This window comes from Saccharibacillus brassicae (assembly GCF_006542275.1).
GTDB classification, from domain to species: Bacteria; Bacillota; Bacilli; order Paenibacillales; family Paenibacillaceae; genus Saccharibacillus; species Saccharibacillus brassicae.
The window spans coordinates 3,247,760-3,271,390 of the sequence record NZ_CP041217.1; the positions used below are offsets into that span (position 1 = coordinate 3,247,760).

The following is a 23,631-nucleotide window of genomic DNA, read 5'->3' on the forward strand; positions in this document are numbered from 1 at the left end:
GGGAGTCGGCGCGGCGGACGAACGTGCGCGCGGACCCTTGACGAAAACGCCTCGGAGTTGGATGCTCGTCATCGGCATGCTGAACGTTTGAAATTGTGATTCCCAGTATAACGCCGCGCCGCCCCGCCGTCAACGTGCACAAAAAACGCAAAAAAAAGAGGCTTCGGATTCGGGGGAATCCGGAGCCTGCACGCGTGATCGGGTCTGGAAGGAGAGGAGGGCGATCCGCCGTCAATGAAGGAGGAGGAAATATGATGAAGCGGGTCCCGGCTGCGAAAGAGGAAGTCTGAGAGGAAGGATACCGGCCGGGAAGCCGCGAAGCACCCAAAAGTGCGGCATTCAAAATGCTGGATGAATATGATGGAAAATGGATGAATGATCGTTTTTTGTGAATGGCTGCTTGGCGTAAAAGATAAGGCGGAGGCTTACGCGCTGATCGCGTTATAGCGATTCGACAATTCTTCGAACCATTCCTTGTCTTTGAGCTGCAGAGCCAGATCAATCAGGTTGTTCAGTTCGCCGCGCTCCAGTTCGACCTGGTCGTTGAAGCTGATGCAGGCGGAGATTTGGATACGTTCTTCGGCGTCCGCGGAAAGGTCGATATCGACGTTCACTTCGACTTCGGCGTCCATGAATTCTTTTTTGAGGAAGTAGATCACTTCGCACAGGATAACCGGTCTGACGTAGCTTTCGAACGAGCAGTCCATGACTTTGACCCAGTAGTGCGGATTCGAGAAGTGCAGCGTCTGACCGGCTTGTTCGCCCTGGTTGGTGTGAATGTCCTGGGTCAGTTCGAGAAGAACGGGTTCGGCTTCGAAGAATTTCGCGATTTGTTTGTGAAGAACTTCCGTAATTCCTTTAGTATTCAGCATGATCATGAGTGCTGCACCTCTCTCTTGGGTATTTGTCGTTTATCCGTTTACTTTGTCGTTTTTTGTTGGTGTGTTATCTTCTTGATTTATTTATCGGTGCAGGAAAATGAAAGTTTATAGCAATGTTTAAAAAGATTTCGCAAAATCTACTCGTAAAAGATTAATAGGAACATCTTCCGATACGCGCTTTTTTTCACGGACGCAAAAAAGTACCGGACAGTCCTAGAGGACGATCCGGTACCGGGAAATATCGCGCATTGCAAAGCGCTTGGACTTACTTGTCGATCTTCGGAAGCTTCTTGGCTTGTTCTTCGACTTCGCGAATCGGATCTTCGTGCGTTTTGACTTCGATCTTCTTCGACGTGAACCAGCCGATCAGGGCGATGGAGACGAGGACGACGTAGAACGTCGTTTTCCAGAGCGTGCCTTCCACGAAATCGTGCGGCACGAGTCCGATCGCTTCGTGGCCGAGGGTGTGCATGCCGAGCTTGACGCCGACCCAGCCTACGATGACGAAAGCGGCCGTTTCAAGACCCGGACGGGAGTGAAGCAGTCCGACGAACAGGTTCGCCGCGAAACGCATGATGACGAGGCCGATAAAGCCGCCGGCGAAGATAACCGCGAATTGTCCGGTATCCAGACCGCCGATCGTGCCCCAGTTGGTCGGAGGTAGTGCCACCGCGAGAGCGACAGCCGCGAGGATGGAGTCGACCGCGAACGCGAGATCCGCCAGCTCGACTTTGAGGACGACGCCCCAGAAGCTGACTTTCTTTTTGCCGACGCCTTTGCCTTCTGCGGATTCTTCCGCTTCGTCGGTCTCGGTCTTTCGGCTTCGAATCGCCTTGATGATATGATTCAACGAGATGAACAGCAGGTAAGCCGCGCCGATCGCCTGGATCCACCATACGTCCACGAGGAACGAGATGACGAACAGGGAACCGAACCGAAGCACGAACGCTCCGACGAGACCGTAGAACAAAGCTTTTTTGCGCTGTTCATCCGGCAGCGGTTTAACCATGATGGCCAGGACGAGCGCGTTATCCGCGGCAAGCAGGCCCTCAAGCGCGATGAGTACAAGCAGTACCCATCCGTATTCTAGCGCCAACGACAAATCCATGAGCTTCACTCCTTTTTTGTAGGGGATTGAGTTCCCTCTGGTTCATGGCAAGACCCCAATAAAACAAAAGAGACTTTTACCGCCAAAGGGTACGAATGTATAGACGTGCACCAATGCACGAACAAACGTAACCTGAAGCGGTAAAAGTCTCGCTAACAACGTAGGTTGCCAACAAAGCCGGGGATATGCTCCCGTATTGACGACTTTGCTGTAAAAGCTACTCCCTCTTACCCGGTTAAGGAAAGATCAAGTATGAAATTGGGGTCTTCCATAAAGTTAAGCTTATCTTACTGAATGCGAAGCAGGTTGTCAACAATTAAATACTGAACTGGATTTATATAGGTATATATTTACACAGTACAAAACTACACAATTACACCGTGTTCCGACCGCGTTCTTTTCCATACTATCGCTTGGCCGCTCTCCAGACTCTCCGGAATCCGGATCAGCCGCTGGTTGGAGCTGCCCCGGTACGTCAGCGACACGTCGCGCAGATGCGCTTCGAACCGCCCGTCGACGAGCACCTGGCCGCGCCGCAGCAGCGCATATTCGTCGGAGTCCGGGCGGCTCGCCAGCTGCTCGAATGTGTAGCCGGTATAGAGCCAGACGTCGAGGTTCGGAAGCGTCTCGCGCGCAAGATCCAGGAAAGCCGCCGCCTCCGCCGCCGAGAAGAACGGATCGCCACCGGCCAGCGTCAGCCCGTCGAGCAGCGGATTGTCCGCCATCTCGCGAATGATCGCCCGCTGGCGCCCGTCGTCGAACGGCTCGCCGTAATCGAAATTCCACGTGCGCGCGCTGAAGCAGCCTTTGCACGCATGCCGGCAGCCGCTGAGGAACACAGACGCCCGCAGTCCTTCGCCTTCATTAATGGATTCGGGATAATACCCGCAGATGTTCATCTTCTTCCTGCCTCCCTGATCGGACCGCCGGTGCTCCGGCCTTGCGTTATTCCCGTTCTGCCCGAACGGACTGCCCCGCATGCTTCACCCGGTCGCGCACTTCGGCCTGCTTCGCTCCATTGAACCGCGTCTGGTAGTCGCCGGTCAGATAGCCGGTCACGCGGCGCAGGCGCGAGATGTGCACTTCGGTCTCCGGTTTGCCGCAGGACGGGCACGACTCGCCGATGATCCCTTCGTAGCCGCACGACGTGCAGCGGTCGATCGGGTGGTTGATGCTGAAATAACTCACGTTGCGCTCCAGCGCGTAGACGACGATCTTGCGAAAAGCCTCCGGATTGCTGCGCACGTTGCCGTCCAGCTCGACATACGAGATGGCGCCGGCGCTGCACAGTTCGTGGAATGGCGCTTCGAGCGAAATTTTGCGCGCCGCCGTCGCCTTGTAATAGACCGGCACGTGGAACGAATTCGTGTAATATTCGCGGTCGGTCACGCCCGGAACCCGGCCGTATTCCCGGGCATCGTTCTTCGTGAACTTGCCCGACAGTCCTTCCGCCGGGGTGGCGAACAGCGTAATGTTCAGATCGTGCTTCTCGCTCATCTCGTCGCAGTAAGCTCTCATATAACGGACGACCTGCAGCGCTTTGGCGTAGACGACGTCGTCTTCCGCATGATGCTTGCCGTACAGGGCTTTCATGGATTCGGCGATGCCGATGAATCCGATCGACAGGCTGCCGTGCTTGAGCAGACCTTCGACCTTGTCGTCCGGCCCCAACTGCTCACCGCCTTCCCAGACGCCTTCGCGCATCATGAAATCGGACGCTTTGGCCGGCTGGTTCGCCTGAATCCGGTAGCGGTGCAGCAGTCCGGCAAGCGCGACGTCGAGCGATTGCTTCAGCATGGCGTAGTATCCGGCTTCGTCTGCCGCTGCGCGCTGCCCGAGCGCGATTCCGTAGTCCAGCGCCGGCTTGACCAGATTGATCGTGTTGAACGACAGATTGCCTTTGCCGGACAGGCGGTTGCGGCCGAAGCGGTCGGCGACGACCCGCGTGCGGCAGCCCATCGTGGCGAATTCCGTGTCCGGATCGCCGGGTACGTAATGTTCCGCGTTGATCGGCGCGTCGAGGTTGGCAAAGTTCGGATACAGCCGTCGGGTCGAGCATTCGATCGCTTTGAGGAACAGGTCGTAGTTGGGATCGCCGGGATTGCGGTTGACGCCTGTTTTGCATTTGAAAATCTGGATCGGAAAAATCGGCGTCTGCCCCCGGCCCAGCCCGCGCATCGTCGCTTCCATCAGGCTCTCCATGACGAGGCGCCCTTCGCTCGACGTGCAGGTGCCGTAGTTGATACTCGTAAAAGGAATCTGTCCGCCGCCGCGGCTCGACATCGTATTGAGATTGTGAATGAGGCTTTCCGCCGCCTGAAACGTCTCCTGGCGCGTCTCCTGGCAGGCGTAGCGGTAAGCGTGCGGATAGCGGACGTTCAGTTCGGCGTTGTCCATGAACAGTTCGGCGTCGGCGGGCACGGCTTCTTTCCCGCGCGGCGCCGCCGGTTCATCCGTATTCCGGTGCTCCGCGGCGAAATAGTCGAAATAGGCCAGCCCTTTGCGGAAATGCTTAATGAAGGAACGGCCGACGTAAGGCGCCAGATCGTGATCCAGCTTGTTCGCCGAGACGCCGCCGTACTGCGAGTTCTGCTGGCATTGGAAGATGATCGCCGTCAGCGCCATCGCCGTCATGATCGTCTGCGGGGTGCGCAGATCGCCGCTGCCCGTGCTGAAGCCCTGCGCGAGCAGCTTGTCGAACGGGATGAAGATGCAGTTGGTCGTGCCGACCGCGTAATGGTCGAGATCATGCACGTAGACGGTGTTGCCGCGAACGGCCGCTTCCACTTCGGCCGGCAGCACGTGACGGCGCGCGTACCATTTGGCGTATTCGCTGCCGAATTTGCTCATTTTGCCGGAAAAGCTGTCTCCGTTCAGGTTGGCGTTCTCGCGCAGCGTCTCCGTGTCGAGACTGTCCGCGATATCGCGCCCGATCCGGGTAATTTCTTCGAGCGCCTCGCGGTTTGGGGCTGCCGGAGAGAAGGGGAAGGTGATGCTCATGGTCGGTTCCGTCCTTTCGATATGTAGGGTTCATACTAGATTTGGACTCTGAGCCCTTAATCTACACCTACATCTTGTAGTTGTGAAGACGACGGAGGGGCATTGGCACACAACTGCCACAAACGGCTGCCGAAAAAGTAATCAAATCGTCAAGGTTGAAAACGCCCTCTGGCCGCGAAGCCCGCAGCGGCGCGGACCGGACGCAAATTCGATTTCGCGGCCAAAGGGGTATACAATAAACACATCCCAACCGCGGAGCGGACCGAACGCCGCATCCGCGAACAAAAGGAGCGAATGAACATGGCGATAGCGGAATTGACGATCGTTCCGATCGGAACGGGCAGCACGAGCCTGAGCGGCTACGTGGCGGAGATGCAGCGCAAGCTGGCGACGCTCGAAGGCATCCGGTACGAATTGACGTCGATGAGCACGATCATCGAAGGCCCGCTCGACCGGATTCTGGACGCGGTACAGGCGCTGCACGAACACACCTTCGAATCCGGCGCGCTGCGCGTCTCCACGTCGGTCAAGATCGACGACCGCCGCGACAAAGAAGGCTCGTCCGCCCAGAAGCTCGCTTCGGTCCAAGCCCGATTGGCCGAACCGAACGAAGTGCAGTAAGCGCCGAAGCAGGAGGGAGCAGGAGCAAAAAGGCGCGGGAACAAGCGCGGAAAAGCCGCGTCAAAAACCGCACGTACGCACACGCGAAATTTTTCGTCTTTTTGCTCCGAAAAGCTTGCGAATTTCCCGAATCGGTGTATAATAGATTTCGTTGCTGTTCCAGCATACCAAATAAGCTGATGTAGCTCAGGGGTAGAGCAACGCACTCGTAATGCGTAGGTCGGGGGTTCAATTCCCTTCATCAGCATCCAAGCGCAAATATCCCGTAAGATCAACGTTTGTCCGCAGTAATTGGGCTTGGAGGGCAGCTCGCAAGAGCAGCGTAATCCAGCCTGAAAAGTGCTAAAACGTTGGTGCTAATTACGGGTTACACGAAGCCTTCTACGAATAATCGTAGGAGGTTTTTTTTGCATGCAAATCGATCCATGTCCAGGTAAGAGATGAGATCGAAACAGTATGCACTAACTCTCATACTTTCAGACTCGTTACATCAAACTAGGGGATACCTAGTGCTCTTTATGCAGTTTATTAAATCCTTTTTTGTGGAAGTGCTTAGTCGATATTAAATTTGTTGAATATATTCAAATACATGATTTTTTGGTATCGGTTTTATTGAAGAAAAAAAGAATTATTGGCATTTATTGAACAAAAAAAGCAGCTTGGAATTTGTAATCAATATCGATGCTCAACTGAATGAAAAATACATAAGGTGCAGTACTGACCACGAACCTAATGCGGTCACTGATTTGAGCCATTCAAGAATGCAATCCTTTAATGAAGCATAATACTTTGCCTAAATGGGGGAGTCCAAAGTGACCGATGAACAGAAAAAATTTATAGTTAGTTATGGAGTTGATTTAGATCATAATAATATGGAATTTCTAACGGAAAGCTTATTAACACCGTACTTGGATGATATTTTTTTTAGAAAAAACAAGAAAGCAAGTAAAGAAGAAGCCAGAGCTATTGTACAAATACAAACAATGGATTTGAATCCAAGGAAACCTTCTTACACTTATTACACTAATGAGTATTACGTTACTGTTGCGCAATTAGAAGGGTTTAAATATGGGCTTTCAAAGTTGAAAGGTAAACATGTATTATGTGATCCTGATGTGCAAGGTCATTTTTGGAGTAAAAAAGGAGAAATAGAATTTAGCTTTAATCTATATTGCACTTTAGAAGGTTCTTACTTGCTTTTTTACCAATTTGGAGAAGATTTTCTTGCGGATGAACTTATTCTAAAATCAATACACCGTTTTCCGGAATCAAAACGTTACTTAGAGTTCTCGAAAGATGTGTCAAAAGAAGAAAGAAAGCGACTTATTGAAAATTGGATTGAAGCAATGACAAATTTAACTTGATTGTATGCCTTTAAGGCTGGACTCTTTGAGAGTTCAGCCTTTTTATTGCTCTTTTTTGTATGGAAATTGATCTGCGTAAGGGGAAAGTAACGGTCGCTAGCAAGCGTGCAACTCAGTCGGAAGGGTCGCGTTCCATTCGAATTTCACTCTCTATGGTCTTTGATATGTACTACAATGCCAAGCGAGCAGAAGGATTAAGAGAGCGAACGTTGGCAGATTGTAGGAACTACTGGCGTTACTTTTTAGAGTGGCTTGGGCAGGATCGCCCAGAGGTTGCTGCAGTTGACCAGATTACAACAGAGGTTGTTCGATCCTATGTTGGTTATATGATGCACGATCGATCATACGCGCTACGGCACTGTGGAGTCATGTCAGGCGGAAGAGCTCAGTGCGCTTCTGAGTGAGCCTGACATTGATACTTATGCAGGTTACCGATGATTATGTTCGTATCCCGCTGTATTCAATATAGGCAATCTAAGGCGTTGAGACGAAGATTGCAAATCTACAGGTTTTCGTAAAGCCCTCTAGCGTGTACTTGTTGTTTCTTGAATACGCCTCTGTATATCTAGTTAGATATACAGAGGCAGCCTAAGAGCGAAAAACTCAAAAGGCCTGCCCGGTACCTCGATGATAAAGCAGCTTTATTCATAACGTTCAAGAAGGCTTTGTTGAATAAATTCCTTCACACTCTTTTCAGGGTAGAAATGTCTATTAGTCATCATCATTCCTGTATCGATGTAATGTGTTGCTTCGTCATAAGTCATTGTCCAACCACTGGGTTCATTAAGGGATCATTTTCATATTCAATTTTCTTCTTTTTTAATTGATCAAAAAAATTCAATCAAACTCACTCCTTTTGGATTTAATGTAATTATTATATGCAAAAAGTAAGCCGCTACATATATTTTATTTTAAATCACTCAACCTTTGGGACAGAGATATTTAGGCATGGCCAAATAGAGGACTCTAGACAGAAGCGATATAAAAACAATCACTTATAATGGAACTACAGATGTACCAGTACGTGCAGTAAGCTCTGCAATCAGACAAAGACTAAAGTATTTATGATGCTGGCGTGCCACTCTCATGGTCAAGAAGAATTGCAGACATAGCAATTGGGCTTTTACTTTAATCAAAGGGGCGTTTTCATGTCAAATCAAGATCTTGAAGCTAGACTGACAAGGCTTGAATACTATTTTTCATTAATGCGTGATATGGTTGTCGATCCGGAATCCTATGCTCTATGGGATTATATGATTAGCGAAGAGTTAGAAGAAGAACAAGCGCATAAAATTATTGAGATCTTAAAGAAACATTATGCGGAATTAAATTCTGGTAAAGAAGAATCTAACGAATTGATAAAGTCAGCTTTATATGTAGATTTGAATCATTTGCTTACCTCTTTTGGCAAGCCTGTCAGTGAAAATTCTGCTCGTAGTATTGTACTCAGAGCTTCAAAATTACCTATCTTTCCTCATTATGCTTCCTTATTATAAAGATGAAATATAGGATCTATAAATATTATAATTAAGATAACGTAGGGCTTCGTGAAAAGCTTGAGTCCTCGCATAAACGGTTGTAGTGCGCCATTCCTGTGCTGATTTAGGTCGGGGGTTCAATTCCCTTCATCCGCATCTCATGAAGTCAAGCAGGGCGCGGGTTTCCGATTTTCGGGAACTCGCGTTTTTTCGTTCATCTTAACACGTGCTTAAACACGTGTTAAGATAAGGTCAATAAGGCGCGTGTTAAAATAAGGCGAGATCAATAAGGATGGTGATGGGATGAAATGAAGGGTTATTCCTCGCGCGAGATGATCAAAATGATCGAGGACGACGGATGGTATTTTGTAAGAGCATCGGGAGACCATCATCAGTTCAAGCACCCAACCAAGTTAGGCAAAGTAACCATTCCTCATCCCAATAAAGACTTAACGAAAAGAACGATAATCAGCATCCTGAGACAGGCAGGGCTGAAATAAACGCAGCTCATCAAGGAGGTCGAGACAAATGAAAGACCGTTATGTGTTCCCCGCCGTTCTGGATTTTGCGGATGACGGGATTTCCGTGGAATTCCCGGATCTTCCCGGAGCTTTTACCGACGCGCAGACGGACGAACAAGCACTCGAGATGGCGAAAGATTGCCTGGCGCTGCACTTGTACGGCATGGAAGAAGACGGCGAAGACATTCCGCAGCCTTCGCGTCCGTTTCGCATCGAACTGGACGGGGCAAGAACGCAGGCAGTAACCCTCGTCGAAGTGTGGATGCCGCCTTTTCGCAATAAGATGTCGAATCGCTCCGTCAAGAAAACGTTGACTATTCCGAAATGGCTCGATGACTTGGCCGCTTCGAACAAAGTGAATTACTCCCATGTGCTGCAAGAGGCGCTCAAGTCGGAGCTGGGTGTAAACGAACGCGAACGTATCGGCGGCAAATAATCGAAACCAAAGCGCAGCTCCCGTCCCCAACGGCAGCCGCGCTTTTTTGCTTTCTCTCCCATTCTTTGACTCCAGGTATCCATAAATTTCCGAATGTCACCTATTGTTTCGATAAAACCTCTAAAAAATCGACAAATTCTGCCGTAATATATAGAAAGGAAGCAAGCAGAGGGCGGCTTATCAATTCGGGTAAAGGTGATGAATATCGTGCAGACAGTGTCGAACCCACGAAAGGGCGGCCGCGACGAAAGTTTTTTCAGAACGAAAGGCAGGATCAGCCTGCGTGCTTTATTTTCCGGACTCGTGGTGCTCACTTTCGTGCTGACGCTGGTCATCACGCTGCTGGCGTCGTACCGCTCGGAGAAGGAGCTGCTCACGGAGCGCGTATTGAACACCAATTTCAGCGAATCGCAGCGGATCGGGCATACGATGAACATGCTGTTCGTGTCGATTCGCACGAGTCTGTCGGCGTTCACTTCCGAAATGGCGGAGTTGATCTCGGGCGATCCCGAACGGATCATGGAGGAACTGCAGCAGATTCACGAGAGCAGCGGGTATTTCGAATCGGTGTTCGTGGCGGAGACCGGCGGGAAGATCACGCAGATGCATTCGTACAGGGAGAACGGGGATTTCGGCAAAATCGACGAGCGCACGCTGGAAGCGGCATTGAAGCGCAGCGAGCCGGGCCTGTCCGTGCCTTACCGCGATGCGGACGCAGAGATGATCGTGCTGATGACGGAACCTTTTTATAACGAGGAAGGGGTCTATCTCGGCGTCGTCGGAGGCACGATCCGTCTGGAAGATCCGGCTGTACTGGGCAGCTTGTTCGGTGTGCAGAACGGAAACGAAGCGGACTCTTACTATTACGTCGTCGATTGCGAGGGCAAGGTGATCTACCATCCGGACAAAACACGCATCGGGGAAGACCTGACCGACAGTCCGATCGTGGCCCGGATTTTGAACGGAGCAAGCGGGAAGACGGAAGTGTCCGACCGGAAAGGACGTCCTTTTCTCGTCGGATACACCTTCGTGCCGGCGACCCGGTGGGGAGTGATCGCGCAGACGCCGAACAGCGTATTGAAACAGCAGCAGACCGAACAGATCCGCGGGACTTTGGTCGCCGTTTTGGTGCCTTTTCTGATTCTGGTCGGCGGTACGTTGTTTCTGGCCCGCCGGTTGGCGGCTCCGTTCGTCGCTTTGGCCGATTTCGTCGTGCGCGCCGCGGATCGTCCGCAGGAAGCTTCGATTCCCGTCGTGCGCCGACACTGGAACCGCGAAGCGGATCTGTTGAACCGGGCGGTGATGCGGTCCGTCGGAGAGATGAAGCGGCAGCACCGCGATCTGACGCACTCCGCGCTGCGCGATTCGCTGACGGGGCTGCCGAACCGCCGCGCGCTGGACGAAGCGCTGGAGAAGCTGGAGGGAGACAATCTGCCGTTCTCGCTGCTGCTGATCGACATTGATCGCTTCAAATCGGTCAACGACCTGCACGGACATGCGGCCGGAGACGAAGTGCTGCGTTCGGTAGCCCGGCTGCTGGAAGACACGGTAGACCGGGGAGACCTGTGCGGCCGCTACGGCGGCGAAGAGTTTGTGGCGCTGCTGCCGGGCCGAAGCGTGGCGGAAACGTACGAGATGGCGGAGCGTCTTCGCCTGGCGGCCGCCGCCCACGAGAACGCGCTGCACATTCCGGTCACGGTCTCGATCGGAGCGGCTATCTCGCCGCAGCAGTCCGCGCAGATCGAAGAATTGTTCGAATTGGCCGACCGGGCGCTGTACCGCGCGAAGGAAGACGGCCGCAACCGGGTCGTGATGTAGGCGGCCCTTTTTCTTTTGTCCCATGCAAAAAGAACGCGTTGTTCCCGACCGGGAATTTACGCGTTCTTTTTGTGTGCGCCTGATACAGGGTCATTCATTCTCCGCCACCTCCGCCGCCGCCGTCTCCGCCCCCGCCGCCCGAATCGCAGCCGCCTCCGCCGTGGGAAGACGAACCGTCGCCGCAGGAACTGCTGCCGGAATCGCCGTAAAATCCGCCGCCCGAATCGTGCATGAAGCCCGAGTTGTAGCCTCTGCGCGAACGGCGGTTATTAGGTTTCGGCCTGGCCAGGGATACCATCACGATAACGGGCACGATCACGCACATAATCACTCCGAATGTCATGCGATAACCTCCTTCGTTGGGTAAAAGATAGAGAGCAAGGAGCGAAAATGTCTCTTTCCGTTCCTTGCTTCATATACGCGCAGGCGAAGCGGAAAGTTCGTTTTTTTCAAAAAAAAGCGGGTGACTGCCAAAAAAGCGACTTTGGACCCGGAAACGGCATGTTGAACAATTCGATTATTCCCGGTTCCAGGGAGCTTTAACCTATTTAAACGGCGTATCCTCGCGGTCCGGCGGTCGGGTGTGCTAAAATAGGCGTAGAAATGAAAAGGGGAACGTATGATCGGATAAACAGTGGCATAACGAGGAGGAACGATATTGACTATCGAGATGATCAAGCCGCCCGCCGAAGTGCTGCACGAGCGGGAACTTTCGGCGCTGCGGGCAGAAGACGCGGGCAAGCGGCCGCCGAATTGGAAGCTGTCTCCCGCCGCCGTGCGCGACTTTTTGATCGGGCGGGAACGGCCGGCGCTGCTGGACGGAGAACCGATCGCGATCACGCGCAAGTTTTACGGCAACGACGTGCTGATCGAGCGGGCGGTCGTGACGCTGGCCGGCAACCGCGGACTGATGCTCGTCGGCGAACCCGGCACGGCCAAAACGATGCTGAGCGAGCTGCTGTCCGCCGCGATCTCCGGTACGAGCACGAACACGATCCAGGGCACGGCAGGCACGACGGAAGACACGATCAAATATTCCTGGAACTACGCGATGCTGCTGGACCGGGGACCTTCGGAAGCCGCGCTCGTGCCGTCGCCGCTCTATCAGGGCATGAAGCACGGCATCCTGACCCGGTTCGAGGAGATCACCCGCTGCCCGTCCGAAGCGCAGGACAGCCTGATCAGCATCATGAGCGACAAAGTGATGAGCATTCCCGAGTTGGCCGAAGGCGTGCTGTTCGCCAAGCCCGGCTTCAACGTGATCGGCACCGCGAACATTCGCGACAAAGGCGTCAACGAGATGAGCAGCGCGCTCAAGCGCCGCTTCAACTTCGAGACGATCCGGCCGATCGAGAACGTGGCGATGGAAGCGAAGATCATTCAATCCCAGGCGTCCAACCTGCTCAGCCAGGGCGGCGTGGACCTGGACATCGATCCCGACGTGGTCGAGCTGCTGGCCACGACGTTTATCGAGCTGCGTACCGGGCGCACGCGCGAAGGCTACAAGATCGAGACGCCGCAGGCGGTTATGAGCACGGCGGAAGCGGTCTCCGTCTACGTGCAGAGCGCGATGACTTCCTACTATTATGAAGAAGGCGGCGTGTCGCTGGAGCGGCTCGTGCAGAACATGCTCGGAACGGTGGCCAAAGAGAATACGAAAGATTTGAGCGTGCTCAAAGCGTACTTCTCGAAAGTGGTCAAGGAACGGGCGAGAACGGAGCAGCTGTGGGACGCGTATTACAAGGAGAAAAAATGGATCGGCTGAAGGCGCTGGCCCCGGAAAAAGAACTGGCGGAGATCGAGCGTTTGTTTGCGGAAAAAGTGTTCGATCTGGACGGTCCGGTCGTGCATTTCCCGATCCGGCACCACAGTCCGGCCTGCGCCCATCACCTGCTGCGGACGTTCGAGGACTATAAGCCGGATATCGTCCTGATCGAAGGACCGGAAAGCGGCAATCCGCTGATTCCGGTGCTGGCCGATCCGGCAACCCGGGCGCCGGTCAGCCTGTATTACGGCTACGAGGACGGCAGCGGACGCGGAGCCTGCTATTTCCCGCTGCTGGATTATTCGCCGGAGTATGCGGCGATCCGGGCAGCGGCGGCGCGGGGTATTCCCGCGCGGTTTATCGACCTGGATTATCGCGGGCGGGCCGGGGCCGCGGAAGAAGGCGGCAAGTCGTCCGCCCAGGACGAGGCGCTGCTGGCGGGCTCGGCCTTTATCGGGCGGCTGTGCCGATCGGCCCGCGCCCGCAGCTTCGACGAGCTGTGGGAGCGGGCGTTCGAGGTCGGCGGTGTGAGCCGCCCGACGCGCGAGTTTGTGCGCGGGGTGTTCGCGTACTGCACGCTGTCGCGAATGACGTATTCGCGGGAGACGCTGCGCAGCGAAGGCGACCTGGACCGCGAAGAGAGAATGCGGGGACATATCGCGCAGGCGCGGGCGGAATACGGCCGGGTGCTGGTCGTGACCGGAGGATTCCATACATACGGATTGGTAACGGACGAAGAGGAAGCCGGAGAAGCCGCAGCGGGGCGGGACAGCGGGAGCGCTGATCTAGGCGCGCCGCCGCCGGGTGACGCCGAGCGGGAAGTGGGCAGCGGCCATGAGCGGCAGCGCGGTCTTATCCGCGAACAGATATATCCGATGGTCTACACGTTCGAGGAAGCCGACCGGCTGAACGGGTATGCGAGCGGCATGCCTTACGTCGGCTATTACGACCGGGTATGGGCGCTGCTCGGGAAGGGGGAAGCGCAGCCTTACGAACGGGCGGGGCTGGATCTGCTGGCCGGGCTCGGCAGGCTGCTGCGCAGCGAAGGCGAAGCGGTGTCGACGGCCGACGGCATCGAAGCGTACGGCTTGATGCGGGGATTGGCCGCGCTGCGCAGCAAAAGCCAGAGCGGCGCGTACGAATTGACGGACGCCGTGACGTCTGCGTTCATCCACGGCGAACGCACGCTTGCGGCGGATCGGCCGCTTGAGAAGCTGCTCGCGCTGATGACCGGGGACCGGATCGGGGAAGTGGCGCCGAACGCGTTCTCCGTGCCGATCGTCGAAGATTTCAAAGCGCGGGCGGTGGCGTGCCGGCTGAACCTGCGGGCGACAGGCCGGCACCGCCGGACGCTGGAGCCTTACGCCAAGCCGGCGCACCGTGAAGCGAGCCGGCTGCTGCACTGCGCCGAATTTCTCGGCACGGACTTCGCGAACAAGGAATCCGGCCCGGATTGGGCTCTGCGCCGCGACATGAACCTCGTCCGGGAAACGTGGACGTATTCGTACTCGTCGCGGACGGAAGCGCGCCTGATCGAGAACTCGATCTACGGCGGCACCGTCGAAGAAGCGGCCGAGGCGCGGATCGCCGAAGAGCTGGACCGGCTGCCCGCGCACCACAGCGGCGAAGCCGCGCGCTGGCTGCTCAAGGCGCTGCTCATGGGGCTGGAGTCATTGGCCGGCCGATTGTTCGATCGGCTGGAATCGGCGCTGCGGCAGGACGGCAGCTTCCTGTCGCTGTGCGAGACGCTCGAGCATCTGGAGCGCCTGGTGTCGCACCGGCGCCTGCTCGGCGTGTTCGACGAGTCGCGGCTGCGGTCATTGGCGGACGAAGCTTACGAAGCGGCCGTGTCGCGGCTGCCCGGCTTGGGCGGCTTGAATCCGGACGAGCAGCCGCGGGCCGTCGAAGGGCTGAAGCTGCTGCATATGCATGCCGCCGGCAGGAGCGGTCTCGGCGGCGGCAGGCCGGCAGTCGCGGGAACGACCGCGGCTGAGACGGCTCCGGCCGAATCGGCTGCTTCCGCGCAGGCAGCGGGAACCGGCGGCGGGCCGGCGCAAGGCGCCGATGCGGACGAGTCTTTCCGCGACCGGCTCGGCGAGCTGCTGGCCGCGCCGGAACTGCCGCCGCGGCTCGAAGGGGCGGCGGCGGCGATCCTGGTCCGGCTCGGCGCGCTGGAACCGGGCGAATTGTCGCGGCGCGCCCGCGCCTACATGCAGGGCTCGCCGGATCAGGCGCGCCGGAGCGCGGAATATTTGCAGGGCGTATTCGCGCTGGCGCGCGATGCGCTGATGCAGGGCGAAGAACTGCTGGCCGACCTCAGCGGCCTGCTGGCACGTCTGCCGCATGACGAATTTATGCGGCTGCTGCCGGAGCTTCGGCTGGCGTTCACGTTCTTCACGCCGCCGGAGACGTCGCGCATCGCGGCGAAGGTCGCGCAGCTGCACGGCATTCCGGCCTCGCAGGTGGAAGCGCCGGCCGTAAACGAAGCGGCGCTGCAGGCGGCGCGGAAGCTCGATCAAGCGATACGGGAGGAGTATGCGGCATGGACACTGGAACCGGAACGGGAATGAGCGCCGAGACGCTCAACCGCTGGCGGCTGCTGCTCGGGCCGGCGGCCGACGAAGAGCTGTCCCGGACGGAGGAGTATTCGGCGGAAGCTTTTGCGTATCGCGAACTCGACGATCTGCTGGGCTATTTGTACGACCGGGAATACGGCGAAGCGCAGGGCTACCGGGGCCGGGAAGGCGGCCGCGGCGGCTCGAACCTGACCGTGCCGGGCTGGCTGGGCCGGGTACGGGAACTTTTTCCGAAAGAGACGGTCGAAATCTTGGAGAAGCAGGCGCTTGACCGCTACGGGCTGAGCGAACTGCTGACCGACAAAGCGGTGCTGGAGTCGCTTGAGCCCAACATGAACCTGCTCAAGAACATTTTGCAGTTCAAAGGCCGGATGAAAGGCGAAGTGGTCGCCAGCGCCAAAGAAATCGTGCGGCAGGTCGTCGACGATCTGCGGCGCAAGCTCGAATCCGAGGCGCGGGCAAGCATCTCGGGCAAACGCAGCCGCTATACGGACGGACGCGTGCGTTCGCTGCGCAATCTCAACATGAAGAAGACGATCTCGCGCAACCTCAAGAACTACGACCGCGAGAAGCGCCGCTTCGTCGTCGACCGGCTTTATTTTGACGGACGGCTGCAGGCTTATAACAAATGGCATGTCATCATCGCGGTGGACGAGAGCGGCAGCATGCTCGATTCGGTCATCTACAGCTCGGTCATGGCCAGCATTTTCTACCGGCTGAACGCGCTCAAGAGCAGCCTGTTCGTGTTCGATACGCAGGTCGTCGATCTCAGCGGACGCCTGGAAGATCCGGTGGACGTGCTGATGAGCGTGCAGCTCGGCGGCGGCACGCATATCGCCAAAGCGCTGCGGTACGGCGAGACGCTGATCGAAAATCCGGGCCGGACGCTGTTCATTCTCGTCAGCGATCTGGTCGAAGGGTATCCGCCGGCGCAGATGTACGGGGCGGCCAAAGACATTCTCGACGGCGGCTCCCGGCTGCTGGTGCTGACGGCGCTCGATTTCGAAGGACATACGATGCACGACGAACGCGCCGCAAGAACGTTTGCGGATCTCGGCGCGGAGGTGGCGGCCCTTACCCCGAACGCGCTCGCGGACTGGATCGGACGGATCGTCAATTAGACTATTTTGAGGAGGAATATTCATGAAGCTGCAGCATCCCGAGGTCGACGCGTTGGTCGAGAAATTCGCCAAAGCCTGTTCGGACGATTATTCGCTGGCGGTCGACCGCAAAGATTCCATTATCGAATACGTGATGGGCGTCACCGAACAATTTCCGGACCTGATGGTCGAATCGAACCGGTATCTGTACCGCACGGTCGATATGCTGGACAAGTTGGGACGCAAAGAAGACGGCGAAATCTTTTTCCGGGCGGCGGCCGTTCTGCTGCGTACGATGGGCAAAGGCGCATACGGGTACCAGGAGCAGTCGCTGTACCGGAGCTGCATCGGCGACAGCCTGAGCGGCGTCAATCTCGGTTCGCGCCGGATCGCCGATATGGAACAGCGCAAGGCCAAGTCGCTCGAACGTCTGCGGCTCATGCACCGGTACGTCGGCGAAGAACGGGTCCGCAAAATGTTCCGCACGCAGGTCAACGTCAGCCAGCGGGTCGGCAAGCATACCGCGCCGCTCGAGACCAGCGCGGAGACGCTGCTGCTGCTGAAGCTGTACGCGCAGATCGATCCGGAGTTCGCGAACGAAACGATCGGCCGGCTGCCGGAAGCGCTTCAGGCGCTGCTCGGCGGCGATGCGCAGAGCCTGCGCCGGGAACTGCTGCAGGCGATCGAGCCGCTGGCGGTCCGGGAGCTTCCGCTCAAAGATACGCTGACGCAGCTCGACCTGTCGCCGGAATACGTCGAAGCGCGCCGGGCCGGGCTGCGGGAGCGGCTGTTCCCGGATTCGACGCTCGATCCCGCGGAAAAGCTGCGCCGCGAGCAGCAGAATGTCGTCATGAGCCAGCTGCGCAGCGCTTTCTATTACGTGCTGCTGCTTGCCGGAGGCAAAGACGGACTGCTGGAGTCTTCGGCCGAAACGGATAAAGCGGTGCTGGAGGCCGTTCGTGCCGTGCACGAAGCGCTGCCGCTTGAGATGCGCGCCGAGCTGCTGATGATGGAAAGCACGGGCAAAGATCCCGATGCGGTGCTGGAGGGCATCTTGCCCGTCGACGAGCCGTTCGAGCTGATCGCCACGCTTGCGCGCGAGATCGACAGCTACATGCCGGCCTGGAACACGCTGCGCGGCGAACTGCTGGCCGACCGCAGCCGGGCCGCGTACCTGTTCTCCATTTTGCGGCGGCCGCTGCTCAAAGCCTACGTCTACCGCGTCCTGTCGGACGAAGGGCAGGCCCCGGGCAGCGAAGGCGGGATCGAGAAGCTGGTGCTCGAAGCGCTGGCGGACAAAGTCCACGGCAATATTCTCGGCCAGAGCCTGGCGAAATACCTGTCCGGCGAACTGTCGCTCGACACGTATCTCAAGCACAAACCTTCCCATAACTGGGACGATGCGCAGGGCAACGATATCGTCCGCCGCAATCTGCTGATCGCGGTGACGCTGCTGCCGGAAGATTCGGAGCTGTACGCCAGATTCGTGAAAGTCGCCGGCCATCCCGAGATCGGGACCGCCAACTTCCTGTCGTACCTGTACAAATCGCCGACGTTCAGCGGGGAAAAGCTGCTGGAGCTGGTGGAAGCCGATTCGGACGCGCAGGGCGAGACGCTGCTGCTTCGGCTGCTGCTGCTCAACGGCCTGAACCAATATCATTATGCCCGCGTGCCGGAAGACGAACTGCGGCGCATCATCGCCGGACGCCTCGGACGATGCCTCGAATTGTACAATGAGGTGCAGGGCGAAGTGCGGCAGAGTATGCTGGAAGCGGCTTTGTCGGGCGACGGGCAGCCGGGCGAGGATCAGGTCATTCAGGCGCTGCGTCTGGGGCTGGGAGATTCGTCCAAACGGGTTCGCGAAATCGCGCGCCTGCAGCTGATCAAGCATCCCGACAAAGATTTCTACGTAAAGCTCTATCTGGCGGAGAAAAAAGCGGCTGTGCGCGAGATCGTCATCGACCTGCTGCGCGGCATCGAAGGCGAAGGCGAAGCATACGCACAGCTGCTGGCGAAGGAAAAATCGGCTTCGCTGAAAGCGCGCCTGCAGGCGCTGCACGATACGCTCGGCAAGCCGGCCGAATACGCGCATGCCGCGCTGGCCGCCCATGCCGATGCCAAAAAAGTAAACCGTCTGTCCTGGCTGCCGCTTGACCGCCTTCCCGAACTGCGAGGCCAAGACGGGCATAAGCTGGACGACGGTATCCGACTGTATGTACTGACCGAGTCTGTCGATTTCGCGTCCGAGCCGAATCCGCGGCTGGCCGAAGTGGCGGCGTACGCGGACGCCGCTTCGCTTGCGGCCTTTACCGCCGAAGCGCTGCGCATCTGGATCGACGCCGGGGCTCCGCCCAAGGAGAAATGGATTCTGCCGCTGGCGTCGAGATTCGGCAGCCGAGAAGCGGTCGACCTGCTCGGCCGCCAGATCAAGGACTGGGCGGACAACAGCCGCGGCGCGATCGCGGCGGACGCCGTGCGGGCGCTGGCGTTCATGGACGATACGGCCGCGCTGATGACGATCGACCGGCTGGGCCGCACGATCAAGAACCGCCAGGTCAAAGGGGCAGCCGAAGAAGCCCTTCAGCTCGCGGCCGAGAATCAGGGATTGACCAAAGAGCAGCTCGCCGACCGGCTCGTGACGGAGCTCGGCTTCGACGAGCGCGGCGAGCTTGCGCTCAGCTACGGCGAGCGTTCTTTTACGGTCAAAGTCAGCGCCGACCTGCAGCTGTCCGCCGTGAGCGGGGAGACCGGCAAGACGGTGAAAAGCCTGCCGGCGCCGGGTCAAAAAGACGATGCGGCCCTGGCCGCGCAGTCCAAAGCCCGTTTTGCCCAACTCAAAAAAGATCTGAAAACGATGGTCGGCCTCCAATCGCAGCGCCTGGAAGAATCGTTGTCCAAACGGCGTCTGTGGAGCGCGTCCGAATGGAGCGACCTGTTCGTCGGCAACGTCGTCATGCGGCGCTTCGCGGTCGGCCTGATCTGGGGCGTATATGCCGGCAGCGGCGAGGGGACCGGCGAAGAACGCCGGACGGACGCCTCAATCGAAACGACGTTCCGCTACATGGAAGACGGCACGTTCAACACGGTGGACGAAGACGAATACGAACTGCCGGAACAAGCGCGGATCGGCCTCGTGCATCCGCTTGAGCTGGATCAGGATACTCTGGAAGCGTGGAAAACGCAGCTCGAAGACTACGAGATCGTCCAGCCGTTCAACCAGTTGAACCGCTCGGTGTACCTGCCGGAAGAAGACGAACTCCAGCAGCGCGTCTACACCCGGCTGCCCGGAGGAGACTATTCGCCGACCGGCTTCCCGAAAGCGCTGGAAAAGTACGGCTGGGTCAAAGGCCGGGCGCTGGACGGCGGCTTCTACAACGAATTGTTCAAGGAATACGGCGGGCTGATCGCCCAACTGACGTTCAGCGGCACGAGTATTTCGTATTACGAAGGCATGGAAGACGTGACGCTGGAACAGCTTGAGTTTTTCCCGAACAAAGGCGACGATTACTACTATTCGACCACGAACGGCCATCTGCTCAAAAACGTGCCGCAGCGCGTGTTCAGCGAAACGGTCTACGATATTTTGCGGGCGACGGGGGAATAAACGGTTTTTTTTCGGAAAAGAATCAGGCTGAACGGCAATCGTCGAACAAGGGCGGAAACGGAGGTGGAAAAGAATGGGCGCAACCGAGATGAAGATGCGGTTCGGCCGGCTGGTCGCGCTGTGCACGGAAGATTACCTGATCCGGCATGCCAACAAAGGGCTGTACAACCGCGCCGTGAAAGACCGGGACAAAGGCATCACGGCCGAGTACGTGTTTGCCGACGCCGAAGTCGTCTGCACGCTGAGCGACGGCATCGTCTGCCGGCTGACCGACTCGATCGAACGGTTCTCCTGCAGCTGTCCGGCGGACAACCTCTGCAAACACGTGCTGATCGCGATTTTGGATTACGGGCGGGCCGCGGAGGCCGAAGAAGGTTCGACCGGCGGGAACGGGGTTGCTCTTGAAGAAGAAGGCGTTGTGGCTGAAAGCGGGAAAATACGGGGGACGCGCGGCCGGCTCCCGTCCGGCGAGGAAGAACGACAGGCCGGGGATTCCGTCTCCGAGCCGCGTTCCGAGCCCGAGTCGAAATCCGGTTCCGAGTCGGAGTTGAAGGCAGGTTCGGGGACAGGTTCGGGTGCCGATTCGGGGGCCGCCGCTCCGCGCGCCCGCCGGGTCCCGGCCGTCGATCTGCCGCCGCTCGACTTCGGCTGGCTGCTGGAGTGGCCGATCGAAGAGCTGGTCGCTTCGTTCAACGCGGGGCGGGTCGAAGAAGCGGCGTTCCGCCTGCGCTACAACGAAGAACTCGAGATCCGCGAAGATTCGCTGCTGGTCGTGCGCCTGGTCCGCTCCGGGATCGAAGTCGCGTTCACGGACACGCCGGGCGTTGCCCGGGCGCTGTGCGCCGTGCCGGGCCCGGACGGCGACCTGTACAAGCTGGAAGCGCTGCTGCGCTACCGGTCGAGCCGGGGACTGGACGACCGCGACGCGCTGGCGGCCAAGCTGTCCCCGGCGATTTTGCCGCCCGGGCTGTCCGGCGAATTCCGCGAGAGTATCAACGCGCTGCTCTCGAACGGACTGGCCCGGCTGCCGCGCAGCCTGGGGGCGCGGTTCGAGCTTCTGGCTATCGCCGCGCGCAGCGGCGGACTGCCGAACCTGGAGCGCGAAGCACGCGGCATCCACGGCGAACTGGAACTGTTCTTCGAGCGTCATGTACGCTTCTCTTCGCATGCGCTGCTCGGCAGGCTGAGCCGAACTTCCCTGATGCTCGACGCGCTGGAGCAGGACATTGGCCCGGCTCGGCAGGCGCAGTTGGTCGGGCGCTTTCGCAGCAAATATTATACGGTGCCGCGGCTGGACCTGTACGCCCTGGGGGCGGAGCCGTGGGAGACCCGGTCTTCGTACCGGGGCATCACGTATTATTTCTACTGCGCCGAAGACGACGGCCTGTATACGTACACGCAGGCCCGGCCGGCGTATTACGAAGGGGCGGAGTTTTCGTTCGCCGGCCATTACGCCGAGCGCTCGCCGTGGAAGCCGGACCTGACGCTTAGAACGGCGTCGTCTTCGATGCTGTCGTTCCGCGCCGTCAAAGTCAGCGCCGAAGGCCGGCTGTCTTCCGGCGGCTCGCCTGCGCTGAGCGTGCCGCCCCGGCCACCGGTCGAAGGATTCCGCTTCGGCGGGCTGCTGGCGGAGCGGTTCGCCGATCTTGAACTTGGGCGCAGCTTCATCCGCCTGTTCGGCGGGCCGCCGCGGCGGATGAAGCTGATCCGCGCGGCCACGATCGAGAGCTGCGTCTACGACGGCTCGGCGCAGGCGCTCAAGCTGACGGCGGTCGACGTCGCAGGCGAGCGGCTGGAGCTGCTCGTGCCGTACCACGCCGATTGGAGCACGGCGATCAACCGGCTCGAAGCGGGCCGCGGTCTGCCGGCGGCCGGCGAATTTTATATTTTTGCCTCGATCGCCGCCGACGGCGTATATCCGATCAGCTTCCTGCAGGGAAGCGGGCAGACCAGCCTGAAGCTGGATCTGTGAGCCGGCTCCGGGCGCTCCGGGTGGGAAAGCGGGTAATTACAAGGCAAAGCGGAGGGGCTGGAGCTGCATGAAGGAACTGAACAGGTTGATCGGCCAAGTGGAAGATTGGACGGAAGAACTGCTGCTGCGCGGAACGGCGCAGTTTGCGCTGGAAGACGCAAGGCGGCTGGAACGGCTGGCGGACGACGCGGCGCGGCTCGGCATGGAACTGCTGGAGCGCCTGCTGCGGCAGTTGGCCGGTTCCGGCGAGCGGAGTCTGTTGGGAGCAGACTGCGCGGCGGGCGAAGTGGAACGCGCTTTTTTCCGGCTGAGCGGCTATATGGAACTGGCCCGGCAGAGCGCAAACGAATCCGGCCCGGGGCTCGACGCCGAGGAACCGGGGGAAGCGGAGGAAGCGGATTAGGCGGAAGAAGAGTTCGGCGGGTAAGAAGGGGAAAGATGGAAAAAGGGTGAGAGGGGCCGAGGGGTTTGGAGGATTCGGGTGATTTGGAGGAACTGAGGAGTCTGACGGATCTGAAGACTCCGACGGATCTTGTGAGCTGACCGACCTGACGGATCTGATAGATCTGATAGATCTGATAGATCTGGTAGACCGTTGGATCTGACAGAACTAAAGGATCTGACGAGTCTGATGGACCTAGCGGATCTAGTAAACCTAACGTACTTGGCAAATCTACCGAACCTGACAGACATGATGAATCTGACAGACCTAACGCACTTGGCGAATCTAGCAAACTAAACGAATTTGTTCAATCTGGTGGGTCTGAAGGACGAAGCGGATCTAGTAAACCTAACCGCACTTGGCAAATCTAACGAATCTCGCGAACCCAGCAAACCCGGCAAACCCGGCAAACCTAGCAAGCCTGATAGATTTGGTAGATCTGGTGGAAAAAAGTGCGATGCGCTTGCTGCGGCGAGTTCTGGAAGCGAGTCGAACCGGATAGCGCGCAGAAGACCATCGAAGATGCGAAGGAAGAACAGTTTACTTCGGAATAAGTGCTGGAATGCACTTATTTCGTGGTTGTAGGCAGCGTGCGATAAAATAACTGCGAAAATACATCTAAATGCGGGAATATCGTCTCTCCAGGTGTGGAAAAGGCGAAATAACTGTAGTCCAGCACTTATTGGGCGAACTGAGTCTGAAATTGCCGAAATAGTTGTAGTCTCGCAATTATTCGGTGGAATGGGCTTGAAATCGCCGGAATAGTTGTATGCTCGCATTTATTTTCAAAATCAGGCTCGCTTTGCTTCCCGAATACGTAGATTGGCGAAGTGGAGTGGCTTAAAACCTAAAGAGGTTTCTCCGATTGCGGAGAAACCTCTTTGAGCTGCGTTGGAAACGGTCGAGTATCTGCGGAACCGGTATGTGCGCCGAGGCTGACGCCGA

The 23,631-nt window shown here is 57.5% G+C and carries 17 protein-coding genes and 1 tRNA gene; 13 read left to right on the forward strand and 5 right to left on the reverse strand.

Translation table 11 applies throughout. The features are described 5' to 3' along the window. Positions 1-425 precede the first annotated feature (425 nt). From FFV09_RS13470 to FFV09_RS13485, 4 genes are all read right to left on the reverse strand, one after another. The gene (locus FFV09_RS13470) at positions 426-878 is read right to left on the reverse strand and encodes an IDEAL domain-containing protein (protein ID WP_141448312.1); all 453 of its coding nucleotides are present in this window, start codon (positions 876-878) and stop codon (positions 426-428) included. A 268-nt stretch (positions 879-1,146) separates the two neighbouring features. Beyond that, positions 1,147-1,989 carry a TerC family protein gene (locus tag FFV09_RS13475; protein WP_141448313.1) on the reverse strand — a complete coding sequence of 281 codons (843 nt, stop codon included), beginning with the start codon at positions 1,987-1,989 and terminating at the stop codon, positions 1,147-1,149. A 365-nt stretch (positions 1,990-2,354) separates the two neighbouring features. Continuing rightward, positions 2,355-2,888 (reverse strand): anaerobic ribonucleoside-triphosphate reductase activating protein, encoded by a 534-nt coding sequence (nrdG, locus tag FFV09_RS13480; RefSeq protein WP_141448314.1) that lies wholly within the window; start codon positions 2,886-2,888, stop codon positions 2,355-2,357. Positions 2,889-2,934: 46 nt separating this feature from the next. Beyond that, positions 2,935-4,989 (reverse strand): anaerobic ribonucleoside triphosphate reductase, encoded by a 2,055-nt coding sequence (locus tag FFV09_RS13485; protein ID WP_141448315.1) that lies wholly within the window; start codon positions 4,987-4,989, stop codon positions 2,935-2,937. Positions 4,990-5,289: 300 nt separating this feature from the next. Between FFV09_RS13485 and FFV09_RS13490 the strand changes: the two genes are divergently transcribed. The 7 genes from FFV09_RS13490 to FFV09_RS13525 all read left to right on the forward strand — a co-directional run bounded on the left by FFV09_RS13490 (position 5,290) and on the right by FFV09_RS13525 (position 11,227). Next, entirely contained in the window at positions 5,290-5,610 is a 321-nt protein-coding gene (locus FFV09_RS13490) for an MTH1187 family thiamine-binding protein (protein ID WP_141448316.1), read from the forward strand. 175 nt (positions 5,611-5,785) lie between these two features. Further along, a tRNA-Thr gene (locus FFV09_RS13500) sits at positions 5,786-5,857 on the forward strand. A 565-nt stretch (positions 5,858-6,422) separates the two neighbouring features. Further along, the gene (locus FFV09_RS13505) at positions 6,423-6,974 is read left to right on the forward strand and encodes a hypothetical protein (protein WP_141448317.1); all 552 of its coding nucleotides are present in this window, start codon (positions 6,423-6,425) and stop codon (positions 6,972-6,974) included. A 1,148-nt stretch (positions 6,975-8,122) separates the two neighbouring features. Then, positions 8,123-8,470, forward strand: coding sequence for a DUF1878 family protein (locus FFV09_RS13510; protein WP_141448318.1), 348 nt, complete (start codon positions 8,123-8,125; stop codon positions 8,468-8,470). Positions 8,471-8,760: 290 nt separating this feature from the next. Next, positions 8,761-8,952: a type II toxin-antitoxin system HicA family toxin gene (locus tag FFV09_RS13515; protein WP_141448319.1), complete on the forward strand. Its 192-nt coding sequence runs from the start codon at positions 8,761-8,763 to the stop codon at positions 8,950-8,952. 28 nt (positions 8,953-8,980) lie between these two features. After that, the gene (locus FFV09_RS13520) at positions 8,981-9,409 is read left to right on the forward strand and encodes a type II toxin-antitoxin system HicB family antitoxin (RefSeq protein ID WP_141448320.1); all 429 of its coding nucleotides are present in this window, start codon (positions 8,981-8,983) and stop codon (positions 9,407-9,409) included. Between the two features lie 318 nt (positions 9,410-9,727). Then, a complete protein-coding gene (locus FFV09_RS13525; protein WP_170315028.1) occupies positions 9,728-11,227 on the forward strand; it encodes a sensor domain-containing diguanylate cyclase in 1,500 nt (499 codons plus the stop codon). Positions 11,228-11,321: 94 nt separating this feature from the next. Here the strand turns inward: FFV09_RS13525 and FFV09_RS13530 are convergent, their stop codons facing one another. Then, a complete protein-coding gene (locus FFV09_RS13530; RefSeq protein ID WP_141448322.1) occupies positions 11,322-11,570 on the reverse strand; it encodes a hypothetical protein in 249 nt (82 codons plus the stop codon). A gap of 321 nt (positions 11,571-11,891) precedes the next feature. Between FFV09_RS13530 and FFV09_RS13535 the strand changes: the two genes are divergently transcribed. The 6 genes from FFV09_RS13535 to FFV09_RS13560 all read left to right on the forward strand — a co-directional run bounded on the left by FFV09_RS13535 (position 11,892) and on the right by FFV09_RS13560 (position 22,647). Continuing rightward, entirely contained in the window at positions 11,892-12,992 is a 1,101-nt protein-coding gene (locus FFV09_RS13535; protein WP_212635469.1) for an ATP-binding protein, read from the forward strand. Then, positions 12,980-15,562 carry a DUF5682 family protein gene (locus FFV09_RS13540; RefSeq protein WP_141448323.1) on the forward strand — a complete coding sequence of 861 codons (2,583 nt, stop codon included), beginning with the start codon at positions 12,980-12,982 and terminating at the stop codon, positions 15,560-15,562. The genes FFV09_RS13535 and FFV09_RS13540 overlap by 13 nt, the downstream gene beginning before the upstream one ends. After that, positions 15,535-16,689, forward strand: a complete 1,155-nt coding sequence (locus FFV09_RS13545) for a VWA domain-containing protein (protein ID WP_246098336.1) — start codon at positions 15,535-15,537, stop codon at positions 16,687-16,689. The genes FFV09_RS13540 and FFV09_RS13545 overlap by 28 nt, the downstream gene beginning before the upstream one ends. Before the next feature lie 22 nt (positions 16,690-16,711). Further along, the gene (locus FFV09_RS13550; RefSeq protein ID WP_141448324.1) at positions 16,712-20,272 is read left to right on the forward strand and encodes a DUF4132 domain-containing protein; all 3,561 of its coding nucleotides are present in this window, start codon (positions 16,712-16,714) and stop codon (positions 20,270-20,272) included. Positions 20,273-20,345: 73 nt separating this feature from the next. Further along, positions 20,346-22,244, forward strand: a complete 1,899-nt coding sequence (locus FFV09_RS13555; RefSeq protein WP_141448325.1) for a hypothetical protein — start codon at positions 20,346-20,348, stop codon at positions 22,242-22,244. 67 nt (positions 22,245-22,311) lie between these two features. Beyond that, positions 22,312-22,647: a hypothetical protein gene (locus FFV09_RS13560; RefSeq protein WP_141448326.1), complete on the forward strand. Its 336-nt coding sequence runs from the start codon at positions 22,312-22,314 to the stop codon at positions 22,645-22,647. Positions 22,648-23,631 lie beyond the last annotated feature (984 nt).

Bases quoted from the DNA above. Each gene is read 5' to 3' on its own strand.
- FFV09_RS13470 (WP_141448312.1), bottom strand. From the start codon at position 878: ATGATCATGCTGAATACTAAAGGAATTACGGAAGTTCTTCACAAACAA.
- FFV09_RS13475 (WP_141448313.1), bottom strand. From the start codon at position 1,989: ATGGATTTGTCGTTGGCGCTAGAATACGGATGGGTACTGCTTGTACTC.
- nrdG (WP_141448314.1), bottom strand. From the start codon at position 2,888: ATGAACATCTGCGGGTATTATCCCGAATCCATTAATGAAGGCGAAGGA.
- FFV09_RS13485 (WP_141448315.1), bottom strand. From the start codon at position 4,989: ATGAGCATCACCTTCCCCTTCTCTCCGGCAGCCCCAAACCGCGAGGCG.
- FFV09_RS13490 (WP_141448316.1), top strand. From the start codon at position 5,290: ATGGCGATAGCGGAATTGACGATCGTTCCGATCGGAACGGGCAGCACG.
- FFV09_RS13510 (WP_141448318.1), top strand. From the start codon at position 8,123: ATGTCAAATCAAGATCTTGAAGCTAGACTGACAAGGCTTGAATACTAT.
- FFV09_RS13515 (WP_141448319.1), top strand. From the start codon at position 8,761: ATGAAGGGTTATTCCTCGCGCGAGATGATCAAAATGATCGAGGACGAC.
- FFV09_RS13520 (WP_141448320.1), top strand. From the start codon at position 8,981: ATGAAAGACCGTTATGTGTTCCCCGCCGTTCTGGATTTTGCGGATGAC.
- FFV09_RS13530 (WP_141448322.1), bottom strand. From the start codon at position 11,570: ATGACATTCGGAGTGATTATGTGCGTGATCGTGCCCGTTATCGTGATG.
- FFV09_RS13540 (WP_141448323.1), top strand. From the start codon at position 12,980: ATGGATCGGCTGAAGGCGCTGGCCCCGGAAAAAGAACTGGCGGAGATC.
- FFV09_RS13545 (WP_246098336.1), top strand. From the start codon at position 15,535: ATGGACACTGGAACCGGAACGGGAATGAGCGCCGAGACGCTCAACCGC.
- FFV09_RS13550 (WP_141448324.1), top strand. From the start codon at position 16,712: ATGAAGCTGCAGCATCCCGAGGTCGACGCGTTGGTCGAGAAATTCGCC.
- FFV09_RS13555 (WP_141448325.1), top strand. From the start codon at position 20,346: ATGGGCGCAACCGAGATGAAGATGCGGTTCGGCCGGCTGGTCGCGCTG.
- FFV09_RS13560 (WP_141448326.1), top strand. From the start codon at position 22,312: ATGAAGGAACTGAACAGGTTGATCGGCCAAGTGGAAGATTGGACGGAA.